20 protein-coding genes and 3 pseudogenes are annotated in these 21,924 nt (G+C 65.3%); 10 read left to right on the top strand and 13 right to left on the bottom strand.

What is annotated here, in order from left to right:
* Positions 1-32 precede the first annotated feature (32 nt).
* From JWQ90_RS16735 to JWQ90_RS16715, 5 genes are all read left to right on the top strand, one after another.
* Complete coding sequence (locus JWQ90_RS16735; RefSeq protein ID WP_299696133.1) at positions 33-752, top strand: response regulator; 720 nt, start codon at positions 33-35, stop codon at positions 750-752.
* Positions 752-2,110 carry an ATP-binding protein gene (locus JWQ90_RS16730; protein ID WP_299696132.1) on the top strand — a complete coding sequence of 453 codons (1,359 nt, stop codon included), beginning with the start codon at positions 752-754 and terminating at the stop codon, positions 2,108-2,110. Before JWQ90_RS16735 ends, JWQ90_RS16730 begins: the two co-directional genes overlap by 1 nt.
* 78 nt (positions 2,111-2,188) lie before the next feature.
* A complete protein-coding gene (locus tag JWQ90_RS16725) occupies positions 2,189-2,545 on the top strand; it encodes a DUF1428 domain-containing protein (protein ID WP_299696131.1) in 357 nt (118 codons plus the stop codon).
* Positions 2,546-2,558: 13 nt separating this feature from the next.
* Positions 2,559-3,209 carry a glutathione S-transferase family protein gene (locus JWQ90_RS16720; RefSeq protein ID WP_299696130.1) on the top strand — a complete coding sequence of 217 codons (651 nt, stop codon included), beginning with the start codon at positions 2,559-2,561 and terminating at the stop codon, positions 3,207-3,209.
* Positions 3,210-3,244: 35 nt separating this feature from the next.
* Entirely contained in the window at positions 3,245-3,820 is a 576-nt protein-coding gene (locus tag JWQ90_RS16715; RefSeq protein WP_366919536.1) for a YceI family protein, read from the top strand.
* Between the two features lie 18 nt (positions 3,821-3,838).
* Here the strand turns inward: JWQ90_RS16715 and JWQ90_RS16710 are convergent, their stop codons facing one another.
* From JWQ90_RS16710 to JWQ90_RS29215, 6 genes and pseudogenes are all read right to left on the bottom strand, one after another.
* A complete protein-coding gene (locus JWQ90_RS16710; RefSeq protein ID WP_299696128.1) occupies positions 3,839-4,288 on the bottom strand; it encodes a VOC family protein in 450 nt (149 codons plus the stop codon).
* 17 nt (positions 4,289-4,305) lie between these two features.
* Positions 4,306-4,617 (bottom strand): FHA domain-containing protein, encoded by a 312-nt coding sequence (locus tag JWQ90_RS16705; protein ID WP_299696127.1) that lies wholly within the window; start codon positions 4,615-4,617, stop codon positions 4,306-4,308.
* The gene (locus JWQ90_RS16700) at positions 4,601-4,861 is read right to left on the bottom strand and encodes a hypothetical protein (RefSeq protein ID WP_299696126.1); all 261 of its coding nucleotides are present in this window, start codon (positions 4,859-4,861) and stop codon (positions 4,601-4,603) included. Before JWQ90_RS16700 ends, JWQ90_RS16705 begins: the two co-directional genes overlap by 17 nt.
* Positions 4,862-4,949: 88 nt before the next feature.
* The gene (gene mrdA, locus JWQ90_RS16695; protein WP_299696125.1) at positions 4,950-6,929 is read right to left on the bottom strand and encodes a penicillin-binding protein 2; all 1,980 of its coding nucleotides are present in this window, start codon (positions 6,927-6,929) and stop codon (positions 4,950-4,952) included.
* Positions 6,930-7,445: 516 nt separating this feature from the next.
* Positions 7,446-7,688, bottom strand: coding sequence for a hypothetical protein (locus tag JWQ90_RS16690; RefSeq protein ID WP_299696124.1), 243 nt, complete (start codon positions 7,686-7,688; stop codon positions 7,446-7,448).
* Between the two features lie 249 nt (positions 7,689-7,937).
* A pseudogene (locus tag JWQ90_RS29215) lies at positions 7,938-8,021 on the bottom strand (3-ketoacyl-ACP reductase); the annotation flags it as partial.
* An 84-nt stretch (positions 8,022-8,105) separates the two neighbouring features.
* On the opposite strand from JWQ90_RS29215, the pseudogene JWQ90_RS29210 reads away from it, so the two are divergent.
* Positions 8,106-8,252, top strand: a pseudogene (locus JWQ90_RS29210) (LysR family transcriptional regulator); the annotation flags it as partial.
* 5 nt (positions 8,253-8,257) lie between these two features.
* Here JWQ90_RS29210 and JWQ90_RS16680 read toward each other — a convergent pair.
* From JWQ90_RS16680 to JWQ90_RS16665, 4 genes are all read right to left on the bottom strand, one after another.
* On the bottom strand, positions 8,258-10,603 hold the full coding sequence (locus tag JWQ90_RS16680) for a Tex family protein (RefSeq protein ID WP_299696122.1): 2,346 nt from the start codon (positions 10,601-10,603) through the stop codon (positions 8,258-8,260).
* Between the two features lie 108 nt (positions 10,604-10,711).
* Complete coding sequence (locus tag JWQ90_RS16675; RefSeq protein ID WP_299696121.1) at positions 10,712-10,912, bottom strand: hypothetical protein; 201 nt, start codon at positions 10,910-10,912, stop codon at positions 10,712-10,714.
* Between the two features lie 182 nt (positions 10,913-11,094).
* Positions 11,095-13,593: an alpha/beta hydrolase fold domain-containing protein gene (locus JWQ90_RS16670; protein ID WP_299696120.1), complete on the bottom strand. Its 2,499-nt coding sequence runs from the start codon at positions 13,591-13,593 to the stop codon at positions 11,095-11,097.
* Positions 13,580-15,241: a GMC family oxidoreductase N-terminal domain-containing protein gene (locus JWQ90_RS16665; protein WP_299696119.1), complete on the bottom strand. Its 1,662-nt coding sequence runs from the start codon at positions 15,239-15,241 to the stop codon at positions 13,580-13,582. Before JWQ90_RS16665 ends, JWQ90_RS16670 begins: the two co-directional genes overlap by 14 nt.
* A 167-nt stretch (positions 15,242-15,408) precedes the next feature.
* On the opposite strand from JWQ90_RS16665, the gene JWQ90_RS16660 reads away from it, so the two are divergent.
* Entirely contained in the window at positions 15,409-16,446 is a 1,038-nt protein-coding gene (locus tag JWQ90_RS16660; protein WP_366919535.1) for an AraC family transcriptional regulator, read from the top strand.
* A gap of 114 nt (positions 16,447-16,560) precedes the next feature.
* Here JWQ90_RS16660 and JWQ90_RS16655 read toward each other — a convergent pair whose 3' ends face one another.
* The 3 genes from JWQ90_RS16655 to JWQ90_RS16645 form a co-directional block, all read right to left on the bottom strand.
* On the bottom strand, positions 16,561-16,728 hold the full coding sequence (locus tag JWQ90_RS16655) for a hypothetical protein (RefSeq protein WP_299696117.1): 168 nt from the start codon (positions 16,726-16,728) through the stop codon (positions 16,561-16,563).
* A gap of 149 nt (positions 16,729-16,877) precedes the next feature.
* Positions 16,878-17,321 carry a YciI family protein gene (locus tag JWQ90_RS16650; protein WP_299696116.1) on the bottom strand — a complete coding sequence of 148 codons (444 nt, stop codon included), beginning with the start codon at positions 17,319-17,321 and terminating at the stop codon, positions 16,878-16,880.
* An 89-nt stretch (positions 17,322-17,410) separates the two neighbouring features.
* Positions 17,411-18,850, bottom strand: coding sequence for an NAD-dependent succinate-semialdehyde dehydrogenase (locus JWQ90_RS16645; RefSeq protein ID WP_366919533.1), 1,440 nt, complete (start codon positions 18,848-18,850; stop codon positions 17,411-17,413).
* A 303-nt stretch (positions 18,851-19,153) separates the two neighbouring features.
* On the opposite strand from JWQ90_RS16645, the gene JWQ90_RS16640 reads away from it, so the two are divergent.
* The 3 genes and pseudogenes from JWQ90_RS16640 to JWQ90_RS16630 form a co-directional block, all read left to right on the top strand.
* Positions 19,154-20,341 (top strand): lipid-transfer protein, encoded by a 1,188-nt coding sequence (locus JWQ90_RS16640; RefSeq protein ID WP_299696114.1) that lies wholly within the window; start codon positions 19,154-19,156, stop codon positions 20,339-20,341.
* A gap of 639 nt (positions 20,342-20,980) precedes the next feature.
* Entirely contained in the window at positions 20,981-21,538 is a 558-nt protein-coding gene (locus JWQ90_RS16635; protein WP_299696113.1) for an energy transducer TonB, read from the top strand.
* Positions 21,539-21,574: 36 nt separating this feature from the next.
* Positions 21,575-21,924: pseudogene (locus tag JWQ90_RS16630) on the top strand (MotA/TolQ/ExbB proton channel family protein); the annotation flags it as partial.

Below are 21,924 nucleotides of genomic sequence, written 5' to 3'. Positions count from 1 at the left end.
ATAACGCGGCTCACAACCTTCCAGGAGTCCGCATGCTGGCGACCCGTATTCTGATCGTCGAAGACGACCGCGAAATCGGTCCTCTGGTACAGGGCCTGCTGCAGCGCGAAGGCTATGACGTGGTTTGGGTGCGCTCGGCGGTGCAGATGGATCAGTCGCTGAGCGAGCGCCGTGCCGAGTTGGTGGTGCTCGACCTGATGCTGCCAGGCGAAGACGGCCTGTCGATCTGCCGCCGCCTCAGCGCCGGCAGTGGCATCCCGATCGTGATGCTGACCGCCAAGGCCGATGATCTGGACCGCATCATCGGCCTGGAGATGGGCGCCGACGACTATCTGCCCAAGCCCTTCAATCCGCGCGAGCTGCTGGCGCGTATCCGCGCGGTGCTGCGCCGTACCGCGCCGGCGGTATCGGCGGCGACGTCGTTGATCCCGGCCGAACGCGTGCGCTTTGCGGAGTTCGAGTTCGACCTGTCCGCGCGCCAGCTCAATCGCGCCGATGGCGGCGAGATCGAACTATCGGCCGGCGACTACGATCTGCTATCGGTGCTGGTACGCCATCCGCAGCGCGTGCTGACGCGCGACCAGCTGATGGATCTGACGCGTGGCCGCAGCTGGGAGGCTTTCGATCGCTCGATCGACGTCGCCTTGTCGCGGCTGCGCCGCAAGATCGAGCTCGACCCGGCGCATCCGGCGATCGTCAAGACGGTGCGCAATGGCGGCTACATGCTGGCGGTGCCGGTCGAGCGCATCTGATGTTCGGCCTGACGCTGCGCGTGACCGTGGTGATGGTCGGCGCGATGCTGCTGGCGATGCTGATCACCGGCGGCGCGTTCCTGCTGCAGCGCGAGGCCGAGAGCAGCGAAGACCCGGTTCTGCCGCTGCCGGCGCGCGTCGCCGCGATCGTCAAGCTGCTGGAGGCGAGTCCGCCGACGGCGGAGTATTGGCTGCTGCGGTCCTTGAGCGACGACGACGATCTCGATGTGCGTCTGCAGCCGGGCGGCTGGGTCGAACCCGCCGCCGCCGAGGCGGATTTCCCTGCCGTGTTGTACCTGCTGAAGCGCGAGCTGGGCGATCGTCGTGTCGATATCGGTGTCGGCGCGGCGGCCGGCACCGCGCAGCCGCCGCGCGGCCGGCTCGCGGCGCTGCTGGGCCGCAACAGCCTGCGCACCGGGCAGCCGCTGCAATTGCGCGTGGAGCTGCGCGACGGCCGGGTCGCGATCATCGACATCCACAGCGGCCTGCTGGCGCGACCGCTGGCCGGGCAACTGGTCACCGGCACCGCGCTGCTGATCCTGTTGACCGTGCTGTTCTCGGCCTGGAGCCTGAAGCGCCAGGTCCGCCCGCTGGAAACCCTGGCCGGCGCGGTCGAGCGCTTTGGCCAGCAGATCGACGGTGCCGCCCTGCCGCGCTCGAACGTGCGGGAAGTGCAGCAGCTGGTGACCGCCTTCGACCTGATGCGCGATCGCGTGCGCGGCCTGCTCGACGGCCGCACGCGCATGCTCGCCGCGATCAGCCACGATCTCGGCACCTATCTGACGCGGCTGCGGCTACGCGTCGAATACATCGATGACGCGACGCAGCGCGAGCGCGCCGTTCTCGATCTCGGCCACATGCAGCAGTTGCTGCGCGACACGCTGACGCTGGCGCGGCTCGATTCGGCCGTCGAAGTTGCCGAGCCGGTGGACGTGGTGAAGATCGCGCAACAGCAGGCCGACTCGTACCGGGAGCTGCAGCAGCCGGTGTCGTTCACGCCGCCGCTGTCGCCGATCTTCGTCGCGGTGCGCGGCGCGGCGCTGGCACGGGTGCTCGACAACCTGATCGGCAATGCGCTGAAGCACGCCGGCGCGGCCGAACTCAGCGTGATCGAGCGCGGCAGCGAGGCCGAGATCCGCATCGAGGATCGCGGCCCCGGTATTCCGGCTGATCAGCGCGAGCTGGTGCTCGAGCCGTTCTACCGGCTCGACCAGGCGCGCACGCTGGACGTGCAGGGCTCGGGCCTGGGCCTGGCGATCGTCGCCGATATCGTCAGGCGCTACGGTGGCCGCCTGCTGCTGGACGATCGTGAAGGCGGCGGCCTGCGCGTCGGCGTGTGGCTGCCGCGCTTGACGTGAGTGATGTGTCCTGTTGGGATTCGTAGTACACGTCGGCAAGGGATTGCCGACCTACGAAGACCTGCGAGGAGAATATTCATGGCTTACGTCGATGGATTCGTGGTGCCGGTACCCAAGGCGAATCTCGCCGCGTATCGTCGCCTGGCGCGCAAGGCCGGCAAGATCTGGCGCGAATACGGTGCGCTGGAATACCGGGAATGGATCGCCGACGACGTGCTGCCCGGCAAGCTGACCTCGTTCCCGCAGAGCGTGAAGCTCAAGCCCGACGAGGTCGTGATCTTCTCCTACATCATCTACAAGTCGCGCAGTGATCGTGACCGCATCAATGCCAAGGTGATGAGCGATCCGCGGCTCGCCGGCATGGGCCCGCAGAACGCGCCTTTCGACGGCAAGCGCATGTTCTGGGGCGGCTTCAAGCCGTTGGTGCAGCTCTGACGGGAGAGGCGTGATGACACTGACCGTGTACCTGCACCCGATGTCATCGTTCTGCCAGAAAGTGCTGATTGCGCTTTACGAAAGCGGCGCGGCGTTCGAGCCGGTGATCGTCGATCTGGGCAATGAAACCTCGCGTGGCGACTTTCTGAAGATCTGGCCGATCGGCAAGTTCCCGGTACTGCGCGACGAGGCCCGCGACCGGCTCGTGCCGGAGTCGAGCATCATCATCGAGTATCTGGCGCTGCATCATCCCGGCCGCAGCGCGCTGATGTCGGCCGACGCCGAGACCGCGCGCGATATCCGGCTGCTGGACCGCTTCTATGATCACTACGTCAGCGAACCGATGCAGAAGATCGTCGGCGACCGGCTGCGTCCGGCCGGGCAACGCGATGCATTTGGCGTTGCGGCGGCGCGCGCCGGCCTGAACACCGCCTATGCACTGATCGATGCGCAGATGGCGACGCGCACCTGGGCGCTGGGCGCCGACTTCACGATGGCGGATTGCTCGGCGGCGCCGGCGCTGTTCTATGCGGAAAAAGTGCAGCCGTTCCGCGGCCAGTATCCGAATATCGCGGCCTACTTCGACCGCCTGCAGCAACGTCCGTCGTACGCGCGCGTACTGTGCGAAGCTGAGCCTTACCTGAAGATATTTCCGGAGGAATGAACGCCATGCCGACGCCGAAGAAGATGCCGAAAAAAATGCCGGGAAAGATACTGATCCCGCTGCTGGTGCTGCTGCCGGTGAGCTTTGCCAGCGCCGCGCCGGCGACCTACAAGATGGACCCGGAGCATACGTTCCCGAGCTTCGAGGCCGACCACATGGGCGTGTCGGTCTGGCGCGGCAAGTTCGACCGCAGCAGCGGCAGCATGGTGCTCGATCGCGAGGCCAAGACCGGCAGCGTCGATGTCGTCGTCGACCTGTCCAGTGTCGATTTCGGCCACAAGAAAATGAACGAGCACGCGGTGTCGGACGAATTTTTCGACGTCGCGAAATATCCGAAGGCGACTTACAAGGGCCGGCTCACCGACTTCGTCAACGGGTACCCGACCCATGTCGTCGGCGATCTGAACCTGCACGGCGTGACCAAGCCGCTGGTGCTGAATATCGATCTGTTCAATTGCATCCCGCATCCGATGCTCAAGCGCGAACTCTGCGGCGCCGACGCGATCGCCACGTTCAAGCGTGATGACTTTGGACTGACGGCCGGCAAGGACTACGGGTTCAAGATGGACGTGACCCTGCGCATCCAGATGGAGTCGATCAAGGCCGAGTAGCGTGGGCCATCGTTTGGATCAAAACGGCGGCTCGACACCGCCCCAGCTCGCCGGGTCGATGTCGGCGAGCGTCTGTGAAAACGTCCAGGCGTGGCCGCCGCAATCGGCCACGGAATATTGCCGTTCGCCATAGGGATAGTCCGCCGGCGCTGCCAGGATGCGTGCTCCCCGGGATTGCGCCCGCGCGCAATGCGCATCGACATCGTCGATGCGGACCATCAGCGAATGGCCGCTATTTTCCGCGGCCGGATATGCATCGGGACGCATCGCCGCGACGACCGCGCCGGCTGCGCCGCCGATGTCGATCTGCACGCGATGCCCGCCAATCCGGAGTCTTTCGCTGAAACCGAAGGCCTCGCACAGCCAGCGTGCCGCGTCGACTGCGCTCGGGTAGTACAGCACCGGAATGACCACGCCGCCCGGCATGGAACGGTTGCGCGCAATGCCCGGGAATTCGGCTGGCAGCATGTGGAATAGCTTGCGTTTCAGGCCGGCTCGATTCTGAACCGGACCGAGAACTGCTGCGCCGGATCGAGCGACGCCGGCCGGCCCAGCGACAGGCTGCCGGATTGCGGCAGCATCGCCCTCTGGCAGTAGGGCATTTGCATCTCGTGTGCGCTGTCGGCGCTGAGCAGCCAGGAGCCATTGCGGCTGATGTCCTGCACGAACCAGTAGCCATCGATGCAATCGACGACCAGGTGTGTGGTCGAAATGCGCAGTTCGGGATCGGCGATCGGCAGTTCACAGGCGGGGCCGCGCCCGAGCCGGTGCTTTTTCTCGTCACCGTCGAATGTCAAGGCGCGCCAGTATCGCTACATTGGCGGCGGCAGCGATCGCATCGTTTTCGAAGATCGCGAGCATGTCGTCGCCGTAGGCCTTGATGAAGCTCGCGCCGTGCGCGCGTGCGGTGGCGATGGCCGAGTCCAGTAAGTGCATGATCTGGCGGCCGGCGGCCACCTCACCGACGTCGCGGCGCAGCTGCACCGAGCCGGCGACGTCGATGAGCAGCACACTGCAATCCTGGGCCAGCCTGTCGGTCATCCGCTGTGTCGGCGAGGGGCGCCCCCACAACTTATCAGTCCCGGACCCAACATGAGAACTGGCTCACGTCTGGCGCGGGTCCGCCGCGCTACTGCGCCGGTGGCGCCGGGTCGGGAACGGCGTCGTCGGCATCGGCCGGCGCCTGCTCTTCGGGCGTCGCCAGCACCACCGGCTGCGGCGCGCGGAACAGCACCTTGCCGAGCAGGTACTGGTCGATCATCTGGCGCGCGATCGGCGCGGCCGAGGTCGCGCCGAAGCCGGCGTGCTCGACGATCACGGCGACCGCGATCTTCGGATCGGTGATCGGCGCGAACGCGATGAACAGCGCATGATCGCGCAGATGTTTGGGGATGCGGTCGATCTTCGGCGCGTAGGCCTCGTCCTGGCGCAGGCCGGCGACCTGGGCGGTGCCGGTCTTGCCGCCGACGGTGTAAGGCGCGTCCTTGAACACTGCGTAGGCGGTGCCGGTCGGGCCCTGAGTCGCCATGCCCATCGCGCGGATCACCTCGTCGTAGATCGCCGGCGCGACGTCCGAGATCGGCGGCAGTGCTTCGGGTAGCTGTTCCCGCTTCTCGCCGGTTGCGGTATCGATGCTTGCGTGAACCAGGTGCGGTTTGAAGCCACCGCCGCGCGTGGACAGGCGCGCCGCGGCCTGCGCCAGCTCCATCGGCGTCACCGTGAAATAACCCTGGCCGACGCCCATGTTCACGGTCTCGCCCAGATACCAGTTCTGCCGGTAGACGCGGCGCTTCCATTCGCGCGACGGCAGGATGCCGGCCTTCTCGTTGGGGATATCGACGCCGGTCAGTTTGCCGAAGCCGAAGCGGGCCAGCATTTCGTCGATGTGATCGATGCCGAGGTTCACCGCGGTCTGATAGAAGTAGACGTCGCAGGACTGCGCGATCGCCTGGTCCAGCGCCAGCCAGCCGTGGCCGCTGCGGCGGTCGCAGCGATACTTGCGCGCCACGCCGGGCAGCTGGAAATAGCCCGGATCGAAGATCGTCTTGGTCGTGCTGATGGCGCCGTAGTACAGGCCGGCGATGCCCAGAAACGGCTTGATCGTCGAGCCCGAGGGATAGGTTCCGAGCACCGCACGGTTGTACAGTGGCCGCCGCGGATCGCTCAGCAGCGCCTGGTAGGAGTCGTTGTCGATGCCGTCGACGAAAGGCGCCGGCGAGAAACCCGGCGTGCTGACCAGCGCCAGCACTTCGCCGGTTTTCGGATCGATCGCGACGGCCGCGCCATCCAGATCCGCGAACTCCTGCACGGTCACGCTCTGCAGCCTGGCGTCGATCGACAGCACCAGATCCTTGCCGCCCTTGCCCGGGCGATAGCCGAGCTCGTTCAGAGGCCGGCCGTCGGCATTGACTTCCATCACCTTGCTGCCGGGGCTGCCGCGCAGCTCGTCTTCATGGCTCTGCTCGATGCCGGATTTGCCGATCTGGTTCAGGCCCTGGTACTGGTCGGGATCGAGGTTGGCGTAGTCGGCCTCCGATATGCCGCCGACGTAGCCGATCAGGTGCGCGGTCTGGGTATCCATCGGATATTCGCGCGATAGCTGCGCGCTGACCTCGACGCCCTGGTACTCGTAGCGGTCCTGCTCGAAGCGCGCGACTTCCTCCAGCGACAGATGCGTGCGCAGCGGTACCGCACGATAGCGCGGCGTGCGCCGCATGCGATCCTTGAAGCGTGCGATGTCGCGGTCGGTGATGCGCACGTCGGACGCCAGGCGTTTGAGCGTGTCGTCCAGACCCTGGACTTTCTCCGGCGTGATTTCGAGTACGAAGCTCGCCTGGTTCTGCGCCAGCACGACGCCGTTACGGTCGTAGATCAGGCCGCGCACCGGCGCCACCGGCACCAGGCGGGTGCGGTTGGCGTCGGCGCGAGTCGAGTAGTAGTCGTGTTGCAGCAACTGGATGCCGACCAGCTTGCCGACGAGGAGACCGACCATCAGCAGTACGAGCACTACCGCGACGGTGACGCGCTGGGCGAAGCTGCGTTTTTCCTCGTATACGTCCCTGACTGCTTCGAATGTCCGCCGTCTGCGTGGCGGAAGTTCGATCCACATAAGCCGTTGATCCTTGCAAGCTGAGGTGTTCGTTTCGGGCGGCTATTGTAGAGCCGCCACTCGGCTGCGATCACCGCGGCAAGGTATCGGGACTGTTACGTCGCACCGTAGGTCGGCAATCCTTTGCCGACGTGCGCGGCCCGATGCGCAACCGAGGCCTCGCTGAAAATTGCGCCGCAAAAAAGAAAATGCCCCGCGAGCCAGGGGTGGGACTCGCGAGGCAAGAGTTTCTGGCTTGGGGAAACCAGATCCGTCTAGGGAGTGAAGACGGAGAATGTGAAAAGGGAGAGATCCACATTCACAGGATTAGAGAGGCATGCAGGCAATAAGTTCAGGGTGATTTCAAAATAGTTTGATATCCGATTGCCCGATCGCAGATATCAAAGCTTTCGATGCTTTCGATGTAAGAAATTCATTCTCGACGGTCGCTGCTGAACGCAGCGCAAATCAGTGTCGCGACAACAAAAAGGCCCATCGCTCCTGCGAGCGATGGGCCTTGGCCGATGCAGCCTGTTGTCAGGCGATCTTGCGCTTCACCAGCATCGAGCCGTCAATGTACTTCGGCTCGCCGACGCTGACGCCGAACTGCTGAACGCCGCCGACGGCCTTCTTGCGGTTGCCGCTGGCCAGGGTGTGGACCTTGCCGGGCGCGGCGGGAGCTTCGTCGCCGGTGGCATCGATCTCGGCGACCTCGCCGTACTGGCCGGCGGACGCCCAGGTGACGAACAGGCTGGAAAGGCTGGGGAAGATGGTTTTCATGGGTGACTCCTTGAAGCTGACGGCAGATCTTGCTGCGATGGGAGGAATTCTGAGGGCGCGGCCTCCGCTTTCCCAATCGTCAGTTGTAATGCTCGCCATTGTTAAAACTTATCAATCAGTAAGTAAGTTTTAGTAATCCAGGCTACGCCGAGCGGCCTCGCGGAGCCTCGGCCAGCGGTCGCTCGCGCCCGCCCGCCCGACCGACCGAGTTACCCATCGGCTCGCCGCAGCCGATTTACTGGGGATTTCTCAGACCATGCCGTCGTGGGCGCGCAGGGTCTGATGGTTGTTCCAGCCGCCGTCCGGGCCAGCCAGGAAGGCGACCGCGGCGGCGTTGCCGGCCTTGTTGACGACCATGGCGTAAGCCGTCGGTCGCCAGGCGCTGCGCGACGGCGGTGCCGATGCCGCATCCTGCCGCTGCAGGTCCTGCCGGCGCATCCGCCGACACCGTTGCCGGTGTCGCTGCTGTACCCGAAGTACCGCCAGCTGTCGCCGCGCGTGCGCGTGTTCATTGACTGGCTGGCGCAGGAGCCCGGCTCCTCGGGAGGAACGGGGTTTCGCTGATGCTGCTATTTGCGCTTGAACGCGTCGGCGAGCGCCGAGCCCAGCGAACCCACCGGTGCTGCAGTTTTCGCCGGCGGCCTGGTGCTGCGCCGGTCCGGTGCCCGCGTGCTGTCGCTGCGCGAGCCGGCGACCGTCGGCGTGCTGCCGTCGTCCTTCTTCATCGACAGCGCGATGCGCTGACGTTTCAGATCCACATCGACGACGCGTACCTTGACGATCTGCCCCGCCTTGACCACGTCACGCGGATCTTTGACGAAGCGGTCGGAGAGTTGTGAGACGTGGACGAGACCGTCCTGATGCACGCCGATATCGACGAAGGCGCCGAACGCGGCGACATTGGTGACCGTGCCCTCGAGCATCATGCCGGGCTTCAGGTCGGCGACTTCGTTGACGCCTTCGGCGAAAGTCGCCGTGCGGAATTCCGGGCGCGGATCGCGGCCGGGCTTCTCCAACTCAGTGAGGATGTCACGCACCGTCGGCAGGCCGAAACGCGCGTCGACGAAATCGCGCGGGTCGAGCTTTTTCAGCGCCGCGCTGTCGCTCATCAGGCTGCGCAGATCGCGCCCGCAAGCCCTCACGATGCGGCTCGCGACCGAGTAGGCCTCGGGATGTACCGACGAGGCATCGAGCGGCTCGGCGCCGTCGCGGATACGCAGGAATCCGGCGCACTGCTCGAAAGTCTTCGGTCCAAGGCGGGTGACGTCGAGCAGCTGCTTGCGGGTCTTGAATGCGCCGCTGGCATTGCGGTGCACGACGATCGCTTCGGCCAGGTTGCTGCTGAGCCCGGACACGCGCGACAACAGCGAAGCCGACGCAGTATTGAGATCGACACCGACCGCATTCACCGCGTCTTCGACGACCGCATCCAGCGACTTCGCCAGGCGATACTGGTCGACGTCGTGTTGATACTGACCAACGCCGATCGCTTTGGGGTCGATCTTCACCAGCTCCGCCAGCGGGTCCTGCAGGCGCCGCGCGATCGACACCGCGCCGCGCAGGGTTACGTCCATATTCGGGAATTCGTTGGCGGCGGTCTCGGATGCCGAATAGACCGATGCACCGGCCTCACTGACGACGACGCTGCGCGGCCGTGGTTCCGGCAGCAGCGGCAATAGTTCCGCGACCAGTTTTTCGGTTTCGCGGCTGGCAGTGCCATTGCCGATCGCGATCAGCTCGATGCCGTGCTTCCTGATCAGACGTGCCAGTTCGGCCTGCGAGCCGCGCAGGTCGTTGCGCGGCTGGAACGGATAGATCACCGAGGTATCCAGCACTTTGCCGGTGCCGTCGATCGCCGCGATCTTGACGCCGGTGCGCACGCCCGGATCGAGTCCGAGGGTCGGCCGCGAGCCCGCAGGGGCGGCAAGCAGCAGATCCTTCAGATTATCGGCGAACACCTGTATCGCCTCAGCTTCAGCGCGCTGGCGCAGCTCCATCATCAGGTCGACCGAAATGTTCGTCGACAGTTTCACGCGCCAGGTCCAGCGCACCACGTCCATTAGCCAGGCGTCGGCCGCGCCGCCATCGGCGCGGATCGCCATGGTCTCGGCGATCATGCGTTCGACCGGCTTCACCGGCGCTACGTCGTCGGCATCGATCTCGATTTCCAGCATCAGGATGTCTTCGTTGCGTCCGCGCATCATCGCCAGCGCGCGATGCCCGGCGACTTTCGACCAGGGCTCGCTGTGCTCGAAGTAGTCGGAGAACTTGGCTCCCGATTCCTTCTTGTCGTCGAACACGCGCGAGCGCAGCAGGCCGCGCTCGCGCAGGTAGTGGCGCAGCTTGCCGAGCAGCGCCGCGTCCTCGCTGAAGCGCTCCATCAGAATGTCGCGCGCGCCTTCGAGCGCCCCTTTCACAGCAGTGATCACGTCGGTGACTTCGTTTTGCACGAAGGCGGCTGCCGCTTCGATCGGAATCAGCTTGCGATCCTGCAGCAAGCAATCCGCCAGCGGTTCCAGCCCGCGCTCGCGAGCGATTTCGGCGCGGCTGCGACGCTTCGGCTTGTATGGGAGATAAAGATCCTCGACTTCGGACTTGGTCGTCGCTGCCAGCAGCTTGGCGTGAAGCTCGTCGGCGAGTTTCCCCTGGCTGCGGATCGAGTCGATCACCGCCTCGCGGCGATCCTCGAGTTCGCGCAGATAACCGAGCCGTTCTTCGAGTTTGCGCAGCTGCGTGTCGTCGAGTCCGCCGGTGACTTCCTTGCGGTAGCGCGCGATGAACGGAACCGTCGCGCCTTCGTCGAGCAGACTCACCGCCGCGTCGACCTGCCGGGCCTGCGCGCCGATTTCGGCAGCGATGGTCTGAAGAATAGTCTGGCGAATAGTCTGGTTAAGGCGGTTGGCGATGGAACTCATGCGGTGGCGGGTCTGCGTATAAAACGGGCCGCGACGATACCGTCTGAGCGCCGCGAATCCAAGGCTAGCCAGCGGCGCCGAACTGCGCTAGTACCGTGAGTCAGAAGTTCAGGCCAGCCTGATGGCGGCCGACCAGCCGGTATTGCGGCCTTTCACCAGTACGGTTTCACAGTCGGAGCAGGCGTAGAGCTTCTGGTTCGGGGACGCGCTGAAGCCCATGGTTCCAGCCGAGCCCGGCGCTCGCAGCCGGCTGTGGGGGCGCCACACCGCCGCAAGGCCGATCTGGCCCGAACATGCTTTGCAAATCAAGTATGAGTCTCCTACGCCTCGCTCGCGTGATGCGATGAGTTCGCGATCAGCATCCCCCTAGCGGCTGCATAGCGCAAGCTGAGTCACAGGGCCGGGACGGCTGGCTCGTAGGTCGGCAATCCCTTGCCGACGTGTACCTTCGATGCGCAATCGGGGCTTCACGTCGGCAAAGGATTGCCGACCTACGACTCGAGCGCCCGGCTGGTTTCATTGCGGGCAGTAGCGGCGACGCCGATCCGTTTGCCGGCAACGCGCATCCTGGCGAAGTCGGCCAGCGCCTGCAGCGCGCGCCCGGCCGAGCGCAGATACAGCGCCTGCAGATGGAACACGTGCCAGCGGCCCATGTAGATCTGCAGATCGCAGCTCACGCCACAAGCCGCGGCGCGCTCGGCAAGACGCGTGGAATCCGACAGCAGGATCTCCTGGTCGCCGACCTGCACGATCATCGGCGGCAGGCCGCGCAGATCCTGCTCAAGCACCGAGCTGCCGGCACCGGACGGCGCCGCGTACCAGGCGATGCCCTGTTCGACCCAGCCCTTGCGCAGCATCGGATCGGTACCGGCGAGATCGCGGATCGTCGCGCCGGCCAGGCTGGCGTCGGTGACCGGCGAGATCAGCGCCAGGCCGGCCGGCATCGCGTAGCCGCGCTCGCGCAGCAGCAGCGCCAGCACCAGGGCCAGCGAGCCGCCGGCCGAGTCGCCGGCGATCACGATTTGCTCGGCGCGATAGCCGTGCTCGAGCATCGCCCGATAGCAGTCGAAGGCATCGTTGATCGCGGCCGGATACGGGTGTTCGGGCGCGAGCCGGTACACCGGAACCCAGACCGACATGCCGGCCTCGAACGCCAGATGCGAGCTGATATTGCGATGCGTCCACGGTCCGCCTAGACAGAACGCGCCGCCGTGGAGATACAGCATCGCACCGCCGGCCTCGCCGGCACGGGGCGCATTGATTTCGACCGGTACACCGCGCGCGCTGCTGCGATAGCGCAACACACCGCCGCGTCCGGGCATCAACAGCGCCAGCGTCGCGACCACTCGGCGCTGGAACACGGCGCCGAATGGCGGCCCGATCAATACCCGGAAGCAGCTGCGCAATACGCCGCGCAGAAAGGCCGCGAACGCGCGCTCGACCCGGCCATCCGGCTCGGCGATCCATTGTGTGCCGGAGCCGGCGACCGGGCTGACCGCGTGATGCGTCAAGCGATACGCCTGCAGGCTGGTGTGCCGCGTCAGCCAGCGGTAGCTCAAGGTGAAGCCGGGCCAGTTGGTGCTGTTGTGGCCGTTGGCGTCGACATACCAGCTGCTGCAGCCGTTCCAGACGGTGCCGCTCAGCCGCTGCTGGATGCCGAGGTTGTATTGGCGATAGCGCCGGCTTTCCACCTCGATGCGCGTCATGCCGCTGGCACGCATCGCTTTGAAGCAGCGCATCAGATGCGCGATCTGGCTTTCGAGCATGTAGACGATCGAGTTGTGGCCGAGATTGGTGTTGGGGCCGTACAGCATGAAGAAGTTCGGGAAGTGCGGCACCGTCATGCCCAGGTAGGCCATCGCGCCGCGGCGCCAGGCCTGGTTCAGATCGAGGCCGCCGCTGCCGCGGATGCGCATTGGCGTCAGAAATTCGGTGGCCGCGAATCCGGTGCCGTAGACGAGCACGTCGACCTCGTGATGCCGGCCGTCGGCGGTTTCGATGCCGCTGCTGGTGATGCGGCGGATGCTCTCGGTCACCAGTTCGACATTCGGACGCGTGACCGCGGCCAGGTAGTCGTCGGACAGCAGCACGCGCTTGCAGCCGATCGGATAGTCTGGCATCAGCCGCTCGCGCAGCGCTGCATCCGGCACCTGCGTGGCCAGCAGTCTCTTGAACGGCCAGCCGACCGCGATGTGCATCAGCGGCTTGAAGCGTGTGAACGCCAGCGCGCGCGTCTCGTAGCGCAGATAGGTGCCGACGCGGTACAGCTTCATCGTCCAGGGAAAGCGCCGGCACAGCGCGCGCTCCCAGCTGCTGTAGGCACGATCGGAGCGCGCCATGAGGTAGGCGCCGGAGCGCTGAAACAGTGTCAGCTGCTGCACCTGGCCGGCGATCGCCGGCACGAACTGGATCGCCGATGCGCCGGTGCCGATCACCGCGACGCGCTTTCCCTGCAGTGCGTAGTCGCGGTCCCAGCGCGCGGAATGGAAGCTGCGTCCGGCAAAATCCTCGATGCCCGGCAGGCGCGGATACGCCGGCCGGCTGAGCTGGCCGGTCGCGCTGATCAGCAGCGTCGCGCTCAGGCTGGCACCGCCGGCCAGGCTCACGTTCCACAGGTTCTGCTGCTCGTCGAACTGCGCCTGCTCGACTTCGCAGCTGAAACGGATGTGCCGGAGCAGATCGTATTTCTGCACGCAGTGCTGCAGGTACTGGTGGATCTCGGCCTGCGGCGCGAACACATGCGACCAGTGCGGATTCGGCTCGAACGAGAACGAGTACAGATGCGAGGGCACGTCGCAGGCCGCACCCGGATAACAGTTGTCGCGCCACACGCCGCCGACGTCCGCGGCCTTCTCGACGATGACGAAATCCAGCACGCCCTGCCTGCGCAGCGCGATCGCGATGCCGATGCCGGCGAAGCCGCTGCCGATAATCACCGCGGCCAGCGGCCGCGACATTTGTGCCAGCAGTTGAGGATCAGGCGATCGCATGGCGGGTCTCTTCGGCGTTGATGGGTGTCGCACGAGCGGGGATTTCGCGCGCGCCGAAAAAGCCGCGAATCATGTCGACCGCTTTCTCGGCGATCATGATCGTCGGCGCATTGGTATTGCCGCCGATCAGCGCCGGCATCACCGACGCGTCGACGACGCGCAGGCCCTCGATGCCATGGACCCGCAGCTGCGGATCGACGACCGCCATCGTGTCGATGCCCATCTTGCAGGTGCCGACCGGGTGATAGACGGTGTCGGTGCGGCGCCGCAACACCTCGCGGATTTCGTCGTCGCTGTGCACGTCGGCGGTGAACAGATCCTTGCGGCACAGCTCGGCCAGTGCCGGCGCCTGCATCAGCTTCCGGGTCAGTTTGAAACCTTCGACCATTTCCTCGACATCGCGCGGATCTTTTAAGAACGCCGGATCGATCAGCGGCAGCGCAGCCGGATCGCGGCTGCTCAAGGCGACCGAGCCGGCGCTGCGCGGCCGCAGCAGGCAGACGTGGCATGACAGGCCGTGGCCGAAGTGGAATTTGCGCGCGTGGTCATCGACCAGCGCGACGACGAAATGCAGCTGGATATTCGGCGCGCCCAGCTCGGGCCGCGTCTTCAGAAAGCCGCCGCCTTCGGCGAAATTCGAGGTGATGGCGCCGCGTCCGCTTTTGCGATACCGCGAGATCTCGCGCAGCATCCGCAGGCTGCCGCCCAGCGACACGCCCATCGTGTCGAGGCTGCTGGATTCGTAGCCGAAAATGAAATCCGGATGGTCCTGCAAATTCTTGCCGACGCCCGGCAGGTGATGCACCGCGGTGATGCCGAGCCCGGCGAGTTCCGCCGCATCGCCGACGCCGGACAGCATCAGCATCTGCGGTGACTGGAAAGCGCCCGCAGCGAGTATCACCTCGCGGCGCGCTCGTATCGTGCGCAGTCTGCCGTCCTGCAATACCTCGACGCCGACCGCGCGCCGGCCTTCGAACAGAATCCGCTGAACCTGCATATGCGTCTGCACCGACAGGTTGTCGCGATATGCGACATGCGGCAGCAGATAGGCGCGCGCCGCGCTGCAACGCCGGCCGTGCTGCTGCGTGAGCTGATAGATGCCGATGCCTTCCTGCTCGGCGCCGTTGAAATCGTCGGTGACCGGCAGCCCGGTCTGCCGCGCCGCTTCCAGGTAGCGTGCGTGGATCGGATTGTCGGTGCGCGAGTCGCTGACCCACAGCGGCCCGCCGCGGCCATGCCAGGCGTTGTCGATGCGCTGGTTGTGCTCGCTGCGCAGAAAGTAGGGCAGCACCTCGTCGAACGACCAGCCGCTGTTGCCGAGCGCGGCCCAATGATCGTAGTCGCTGCGATGGCCGCGCACGTAGACCATCGCATTGATCGCGGAGGAGCCGCCCAGCACCCGGCCGCGCGGCTGATAACCGCGGCGGCCGCCGAGCCCGGCCTGCGGCACGGTTTCGAATGCCCAGTTGTTGATGCTGGTCGGCATCATCGCGACGGTGCCGACCGGGACGTTGACCAGTGCGCTGTCGCCACCGCCACCGGCTTCGAGCACGCAGACGCTCACGTCCTGATCTTCACTCAGCCGCCCGGCCACCACGCAACCGCCGGAACCGCCACCGACTACGACAAAATCGAATACCTCGCTCATCGCTGCCGTCCTCTCTCGCTGTGGCGCCGGCTGGAGCCGGTGCTCGTCGGCCGATGGCCGCTGTCATGCGGTCCATGTTGCGTCCGGCCCAAGCGCGAAACAATGACGATCGGGGACAGTCGCTTTATTATCGGGGCCAACACCCGGTCCAAATAAGCGAGTCCGTTCTGAGCTTCTGGGACTTCAAACGCAGCACTGCCAGCGCCCGGCTGCTGGTCGAGTTCGGCCGCGAGCGCGGCATGGCGGCCGAGCCGCTGCTGCGAGGCAGCGGCCTGTCGCTGCCTCAACTCGATGACCCGAACACCGAACTGTCGGCGGCGCAGGAGCTGCGTGTGATCGGCAATCTGCTCAGGCTGTCCGAAGGCCCGAGCCGTTTCGGTATCGAGGTCGGGCTGCGCTACCACTTCTCGACTTACGGGCTCTGGGGTTACGGCCTGATCAGCAGCGCCACGGTCGCCGACGCGCTGAGACTGGCCCTGCGCTTCCTGCCGCTGACTTATGCGTTCACCTTGATCACGCTGCACGAGGAAGGCGAGCTTGCGGTACTGAGCTTCGGCGAACCCGATCTGGCTCCTGATCTGCGGCGCTTCCTGGTGGAGCGCGACATGGCCGCCGCGGCGACGCTGATGCGCGAAATCGCCGGCCCCGATCTGATGATTTCGCGGCTCAGGTTCCGGGCGCCGGAACCGAAGCGACCACCGAAAGCCGCAACCGAGCTGCGCAGCCTGTTCGGCACGCAGCCGAGCTACGGTGCCGCGACCAACAGCCTGGCGTTCGATCGAGTTTTTTTGCCGCGCGCGCTGCCTCAGGCCAATCCGATCACCGCGGCGATGTGCCATCAGCTGTGCAGCGAGCTGCTGGAGCGGCGCCGGGCACGCTCCAGCACGGCGTCGCTCGTGCGTCAGTATCTGAGCGTGCCGGGTAGCGTCGCGCCGGATCTGGCGTCGATGGCGCGGCTCGGCAATACCAGCGAGCGCACCCTGAAGCGGCGGCTGAAAAACGAGAGCACCTCGTTCCGCGAGCTGCTCGCCGAGTCACGTCGCGCGATGGCCGACGAAATGCTGCGTGATTCGCGCCTGTCGCTGACCGAGATCGCGATGCGCCTGGGCTTCGCCGATCTGTCGAGCTTCTCGCAGGCGTTCAAGCGTTGGCACGGGGTTGCACCGACGTACTACCGCAAGGCCGGGGCGATCGCCGCCCGGTGACCCGTAGGTCGGCAATCCCTTGCCGACATGAGGCGGCGATTGCGCATCCGGGGGTACACGTCGGCAAGGGATTGCCGACCTACAGTGGCGCGACGCTTGCCATGACTCACGACACTAGCGCCGCCGCCCGCGGCGGAGCAGGCGCACCGAGATCACCAGCAACAGCATGCCCACCGCCAGCAAGCCGCCGCCGGCCACCGCCTGATGCCGATCGCCGGACTCGATCAGCACGAAGCCGCCGAGCGCCGACAGGCCGGTGCCGACGATTACTCCGTCCCACATCGGTCCAGGCCCTCGGCAATTCTCGCGGCTCTTCCCGTCAACACCGGCATCGCAATCCCCGCGTGATCTCAGATGATCTGAGTGTCGGGTGATCGGCGGCGGCTTTATGTGATGCTCATCACGGAAAGCGCTGATCGGGCATCGCTGGCTCAGTTCGCCAGCATGGCGGCGCTCCAGTTCGGCGCCGCCGCGGAAATGATCGCCATGATCTCGGGCGGGAGGTCGGATGCGCCGGTGAGCTGGCGCACTTCCAGCACGTCGGCGCTGCTCATGCCGACCGGGCAGCGCAAGGCCCAGTCGATCGCCTCGTCCAGCGATTTCACGTCGATCACGTAGAACCCGCCGACCAGCTCTTTGGATTCTGCGAAAGGCCCGTCGACGACGCGGCGCTTGCCCTTGTGGGCGACGATGCGGGCGCCAGGGGCGGCCGGGTTCAGCCCTTCGGACGCAACCAGCACGCCAGCCTGGTGCATGTCTTCGTTGAACTTCATGTACGCGACGAGCGTGGCCTGGTCGAGGCCCGGGTCGCCGTCGCGTCCAGGTTCGGCTTCCGCTGCGCTCGTGTCCGTCTGTGCCGTGATGATGAACCGCATCCTCGTTTCTCCCGGGTGGTGGTGTCTCTATTGCGACGACGAACGGGCAGCGCGAGGATCGACAAGCGCGCAAGCGATTTGCGCGGCGGTCAAATGCCCAGGCAGACGTACTTGATCTCCAGGTAGTCGTCGATGCCGTAGCGCGAGCCTTCGCGTCCGAGGCCCGACAGCTTGACGCCGCCGAACGGCGCCAACTCGGTGGAGATCAGGCCGGTATTGACGCCGACGATGCCGGCTTCGATGCGCTCGGCCACGCGCCATACGCGGCCGATATCGCGCGCGTAGAAATACGAGGCGAGGCCGAAAGGCGTGTCATTGGCTTGAGCGATCACCTCGTCCTCGGTCTCGAAGCGGAACACCGGTGCGACCGGGCCGAAGGTTTCCTCACGGCTGATCGCCATGGCCTGCGTCACGCCAGCCAGTACCGTGGGCGTGAAGAAACGCCCGCCGAGCGCATGCGGCGTTCCGCCCGTGACCACGCGCGCACCGTGCGAAACCGCGTCCGCGATGTGCTCGCGCACCTTGGCCACGGCCTTGTCGTCGATCAGCGGACCGATTTCCGAGCCCGCTTCGGTGCCGGGCGCCACGCGCAGCGCCGCGGCGGCGGCCGCCAGCTTCTCGACGAAGGTATCGTGGATGCCGGCCTGGGCGTAGATGCGGTTGGCGCAGACGCAGGTCTGCCCGGCGTTACGGAACTTGGACTGGATGGCTCCGATCACGGCCGCGTCGATGTCGGCATCGTCGAAGACGATGAAGGGCGCATTGCCGCCGAGTTCCAGGCTGAGCTTTTTGATCGACGGCGCGCACTGGGCATAGAGCCGTGCACCGACCTCGGTGGAACCGGTGAAGGACAGCTTGCGCACGGTTTCGCTGGCGGTGAGCACGTCGCCGATCTCGGCGGCGCTGCCGGTGACGACGTTGAGCAGGCCGTCGGGCAGGCCGGCCTGCTGCGCCAGCAAGCCGAGCGCCAGCGCGGTGAACGGCGTCTGCGATGCCGGCTTGAGCACCACGCCGCAACCGGCAGCCAGCGCCGGGCCGATCTTGCGGGTGATCATCGCCGCCGGGAAATTCCACGGCGTGATCGCCGCGACCACGCCGATCGGCTGCTTGAGCACGACGATGCGCTTGTCGGCCGCGTGGCTCGGCAGCACATCGCCATAGACGCGCTTGGCCTCCTCACCGAACCACTCGATGAAACCGGCCGCATAGATAATCTCGCTGCGCGCCTCAGCCAGCGGCTTGCCCTGCTCGCGCGTCAGCAGCGCGGCGAGCGGCTCTTGATTGGCGATGATCAGATCAAAGTAGCAGCGCAGCACATTGGCGCGCTCCTTGGCCGGGCGTCGCGACCACGGGATCATGGCTTGCGCGGCGGCGTCGATGGCCTGAGCCGTCTGCTTGCCGCTGCAGCGCGGCACGCGACCGATACGCTCGCCCGTAGCCGGGTTGTCCACTTCGATCCATTGATCGGCGGTCACCCACTGACCGCCGATCAGGCTGGCCTCGCGCATCAACTCCGTCATTCGTGCCATCTCCTCGCCAGAACTGCTTGGGTTTTCCGGCGGGCGTCCACGCAAGGCGGTGGTCATCGCAGCCGAACGCTGAGCGCCGAGCCGGGCCCGCTACGCTAGGCGACGTTCCGGCTGAATTCAAGGCGCGGTTTGCGCCCGCCTCGGCCGGTAGACTCAGAATCCCAGGCTAATCAACGATGACGATCAACTGTTTGGCGAGTACTCGCTTGAGTCCCGCGAGCATCGATGGCAGGCTGCATCGGCTCGATCGCCTGCAAATGCGGGTGATCGGTTCCCCCAAACACCACTGAAGAAAGTCAGCCAATGAGTCGGAAAGTCTTGGTATCAGGTGTCGGCATGATCCCGTTCGCCAAGCCAGGCGCCAGCGATCCGTATCCGGTCATGGCGGCCGCTGCCACGCATGCCGCGCTGGCGGACGCCGGCATCGGCTACGAGCGCATTCAGCAGGCCTACGTCGGTTACGTCTACGGCGACTCCACCGCCGGCCAGCGTGCACTTTACGAAGTCGGCATGACCGGCATTCCCGTCGTCAACGTCAACAACAACTGCTCCACCGGTTCGACAGCGCTGTATCTCGCGCGCCAGGCGATCGCTGCAGGTGCAGCGGAATGCGTTCTGGCGCTCGGTTTCGAGCAGATGACGCCCGGTGCATTGAAGACCGCATTCGGTGATCGCCCAAGCCCGTTCGAAAGATTCGACGCGGCGGCAGACGAGTTGGTCGGCAACAGCGAGGTTCCGCTCGCGCTGCGCTTCTTTGGCGGCGCCGGCCTTGCCCATATGCAGCAGTACGGCACCAAGCTCGAGACCTTTGCCAAGATCAGGGCGAAGGCCAGCCTGCATGCTGCGAACAACCCGCTGGCGCTGTTTCGCAAGCCGGTCACGGTCGAGGAAGTCATGGCGTCGCCGGCGGTATGGCCTGGTGTGTTGACGCGACTGATGGCTTGCCCGCCGACCTGCGGCGCGGCCGCAGCGGTGTTGTGCAGCGAAGAATTCGCAAAGCGCAATGGTTTGAACGCCGACGTGTGGATCGCCTCGCAGTCCATGACCACGGATACCACGAAAACCTTCGCTGCGCGCGACATGCGCGAGGTCGTCGGCTTCAGCATGGCCAAGGAGGCGGCACGCCAGGCCTACGAGGCGGCCGGCATCGGTGCCGAGGATGTCGACGTAGTGGAACTCCACGACTGCTTCGCGCAGAACGAACTGATCTCTTACGAAGCGCTCGGGCTCTGCCCTGAAGGGGGCGCCGAGAAGTTCGTCAACGACGGCGACAACACCTACGGCGGCCGCTACGTGACCAACCCTTCCGGCGGACTGCTGTCGAAAGGACATCCACTCGGCGCGACCGGACTCGCTCAGTGCACGGAACTGGTCAACCAGCTCCGCGGCACTGCCGGCGGTCGCCAGGTCCAGGGCGCGCGCATCGCGCTTCAACACAACCTGGGTCTCGGCGGCGCCTGCGTCGTCACGGTCTATCGAAACGGTCAATGATCGAGCGAAGTCGTGCGGGCATCGTCGAGTGACGCAAGCTTATGAACCCGGGTCAGTCTTGAGTGCGCGGCAGACCAGTAGTATCGGTGAATAATGCTTTTTTTCAGCCGGCTTGCGCCGAAAATGAAAGCGAGATCCAAGACGTCTATTTGCGACCCATCCGCATGCATGTCAGCGCAATTTCCAGCTAAGTTCAATAAACAATGGCGTTGACGTATCTATTTAGATAGGTACGATAACGCCCACGCCGTCCCACGATACGAATAACTATTGACGGCGGGCGTAGCGGTTTTCGGTGCGATGTGATCAAAAAGGCGTGGCCGCAAAGACGTGGCTGCAGCTGAAATCAGCGATTGGCCAATCAGAGGAACGGCTCTTATGGAGCACAAGTTCCGTCTAGCGAGGAGATTCGTTATTGCCATGCCCAGGCGACCTGTTGATGCTTCGAGCGCGATTGGCCTTGTGTTTCGCCAGAAGAACCTTCGTGTTCTAGCCGCGCTGCCGGTTTCGCGTCGGTGTTCCGACACGAATCGGGTGCCTGCTACTTTCGTGCTCCCCATCTGATTCGGAGGTCTCGTGGAGTTTGGAAAGCAGCAAGATCCTGGTCGTCGTATTGTCGGCCTCAGCAGCGTCCTGATTTTGCATGTCTTGCTTGTATGGGGCCTGGTCAATGGCCTGGCGCGCAAGGCGATCGAGCTGCTGCCGGCGCCGATCGAGACCAAGATTCTTGATGAGGTGAAGACGGACGAAGAGCCGCCACCACCGCCACCGCCGCCTCAGCTCGATATTCCGCCGCCGCCGTTCATTCCGCCGCCGGAGATCAACATTGCCTCGGCCCCGCCGCCGACGAACGCGATCACGGTGACCCATACCCCGCCACCGGTCGCGGCACCGCCGCAACCGGTGGCGAGCGGCATCCACAAGGCGCCGCTGGTCAAAGCCAAGGCCTGCCGGGAACCGGACTATCCAGCTGTCTCGGAACGTCTGGGCGAAATCGGTACGGTTCAGTTGCAATTGCTGGTCGGCGTCGACGGCAAGGTCACCGACAGCAAGGTCGAAAAATCCAGCGGATTCGATCGCCTGGACAAAGCCGCAATAGCCGGCCTGTCGCGCTGCAAGTTCGAGCCCGGCACGGTGGACGGCAAGCCCGAACCGGCCTGGGCACAAATAAAGTACACCTTCCGCAAGCAGGACTGAGCGAGCGGGTTTCACTTCACCAAGCGAGGATATTTCATGCGTGGTATCAAGCAAAAAATGCAGGTTCTGGCGTGCGCCGCTCTGCTGGCGAGCTCGCTGACCGCGATAGCGCAGGACCCGCCGCCAGCCACTGCGCCTGCCCCGACGGACGCGGCTTCGGCTCCGGTCGAGGCCTCCGCGGCAGCCACGCCGGCCGCGGAGGCCCCACTGGCGGAAGCCAAGACCGAATCGGTCGAGAACCCCTACGGTATCGGCGCGTTATGGGCGCAGGGCGATTTCGTCGCGCGCTTCGTGCTGGTAGCGATGCTGATCATGTCGGGCGCGACCTGGTACATCATGGTCGTGAAGTACATCGACCAATCGAAGCTGATGCGCCAGGCCAAGGC

This window comes from Hydrocarboniphaga sp. (assembly GCF_028291725.1).
GTDB lineage: Bacteria > Pseudomonadota > Gammaproteobacteria > Nevskiales > Nevskiaceae > Hydrocarboniphaga.
This window is presented reverse-complemented; position numbering and strand designations above follow the sequence as displayed.

Excerpts from the sequence above, each read along its gene's own strand:
- JWQ90_RS16735 (WP_299696133.1), top strand. The coding sequence starts at position 33 with ATGCTGGCGACCCGTATTCTGATCGTCGAAGACGACCGCGAAATCGGT.
- JWQ90_RS16730 (WP_299696132.1), top strand. The coding sequence starts at position 752 with ATGTTCGGCCTGACGCTGCGCGTGACCGTGGTGATGGTCGGCGCGATG.
- JWQ90_RS16725 (WP_299696131.1), top strand. The coding sequence starts at position 2,189 with ATGGCTTACGTCGATGGATTCGTGGTGCCGGTACCCAAGGCGAATCTC.
- JWQ90_RS16720 (WP_299696130.1), top strand. The coding sequence starts at position 2,559 with ATGACACTGACCGTGTACCTGCACCCGATGTCATCGTTCTGCCAGAAA.
- JWQ90_RS16715 (WP_366919536.1), top strand. The coding sequence starts at position 3,245 with ATGCCGGGAAAGATACTGATCCCGCTGCTGGTGCTGCTGCCGGTGAGC.
- JWQ90_RS16710 (WP_299696128.1), bottom strand. The coding sequence starts at position 4,288 with ATGCTGCCAGCCGAATTCCCGGGCATTGCGCGCAACCGTTCCATGCCG.
- JWQ90_RS16700 (WP_299696126.1), bottom strand. The coding sequence starts at position 4,861 with ATGACCGACAGGCTGGCCCAGGATTGCAGTGTGCTGCTCATCGACGTC.
- mrdA (WP_299696125.1), bottom strand. The coding sequence starts at position 6,929 with ATGTGGATCGAACTTCCGCCACGCAGACGGCGGACATTCGAAGCAGTC.
- JWQ90_RS16690 (WP_299696124.1), bottom strand. The coding sequence starts at position 7,688 with ATGAAAACCATCTTCCCCAGCCTTTCCAGCCTGTTCGTCACCTGGGCG.
- JWQ90_RS16680 (WP_299696122.1), bottom strand. The coding sequence starts at position 10,603 with ATGAGTTCCATCGCCAACCGCCTTAACCAGACTATTCGCCAGACTATT.
- JWQ90_RS16670 (WP_299696120.1), bottom strand. The coding sequence starts at position 13,593 with ATGCGATCGCCTGATCCTCAACTGCTGGCACAAATGTCGCGGCCGCTG.
- JWQ90_RS16665 (WP_299696119.1), bottom strand. The coding sequence starts at position 15,241 with ATGAGCGAGGTATTCGATTTTGTCGTAGTCGGTGGCGGTTCCGGCGGT.
- JWQ90_RS16655 (WP_299696117.1), bottom strand. The coding sequence starts at position 16,728 with ATGTGGGACGGAGTAATCGTCGGCACCGGCCTGTCGGCGCTCGGCGGC.
- JWQ90_RS16650 (WP_299696116.1), bottom strand. The coding sequence starts at position 17,321 with ATGCGGTTCATCATCACGGCACAGACGGACACGAGCGCAGCGGAAGCC.
- JWQ90_RS16645 (WP_366919533.1), bottom strand. The coding sequence starts at position 18,850 with ATGGCACGAATGACGGAGTTGATGCGCGAGGCCAGCCTGATCGGCGGT.
- JWQ90_RS16640 (WP_299696114.1), top strand. The coding sequence starts at position 19,154 with ATGAGTCGGAAAGTCTTGGTATCAGGTGTCGGCATGATCCCGTTCGCC.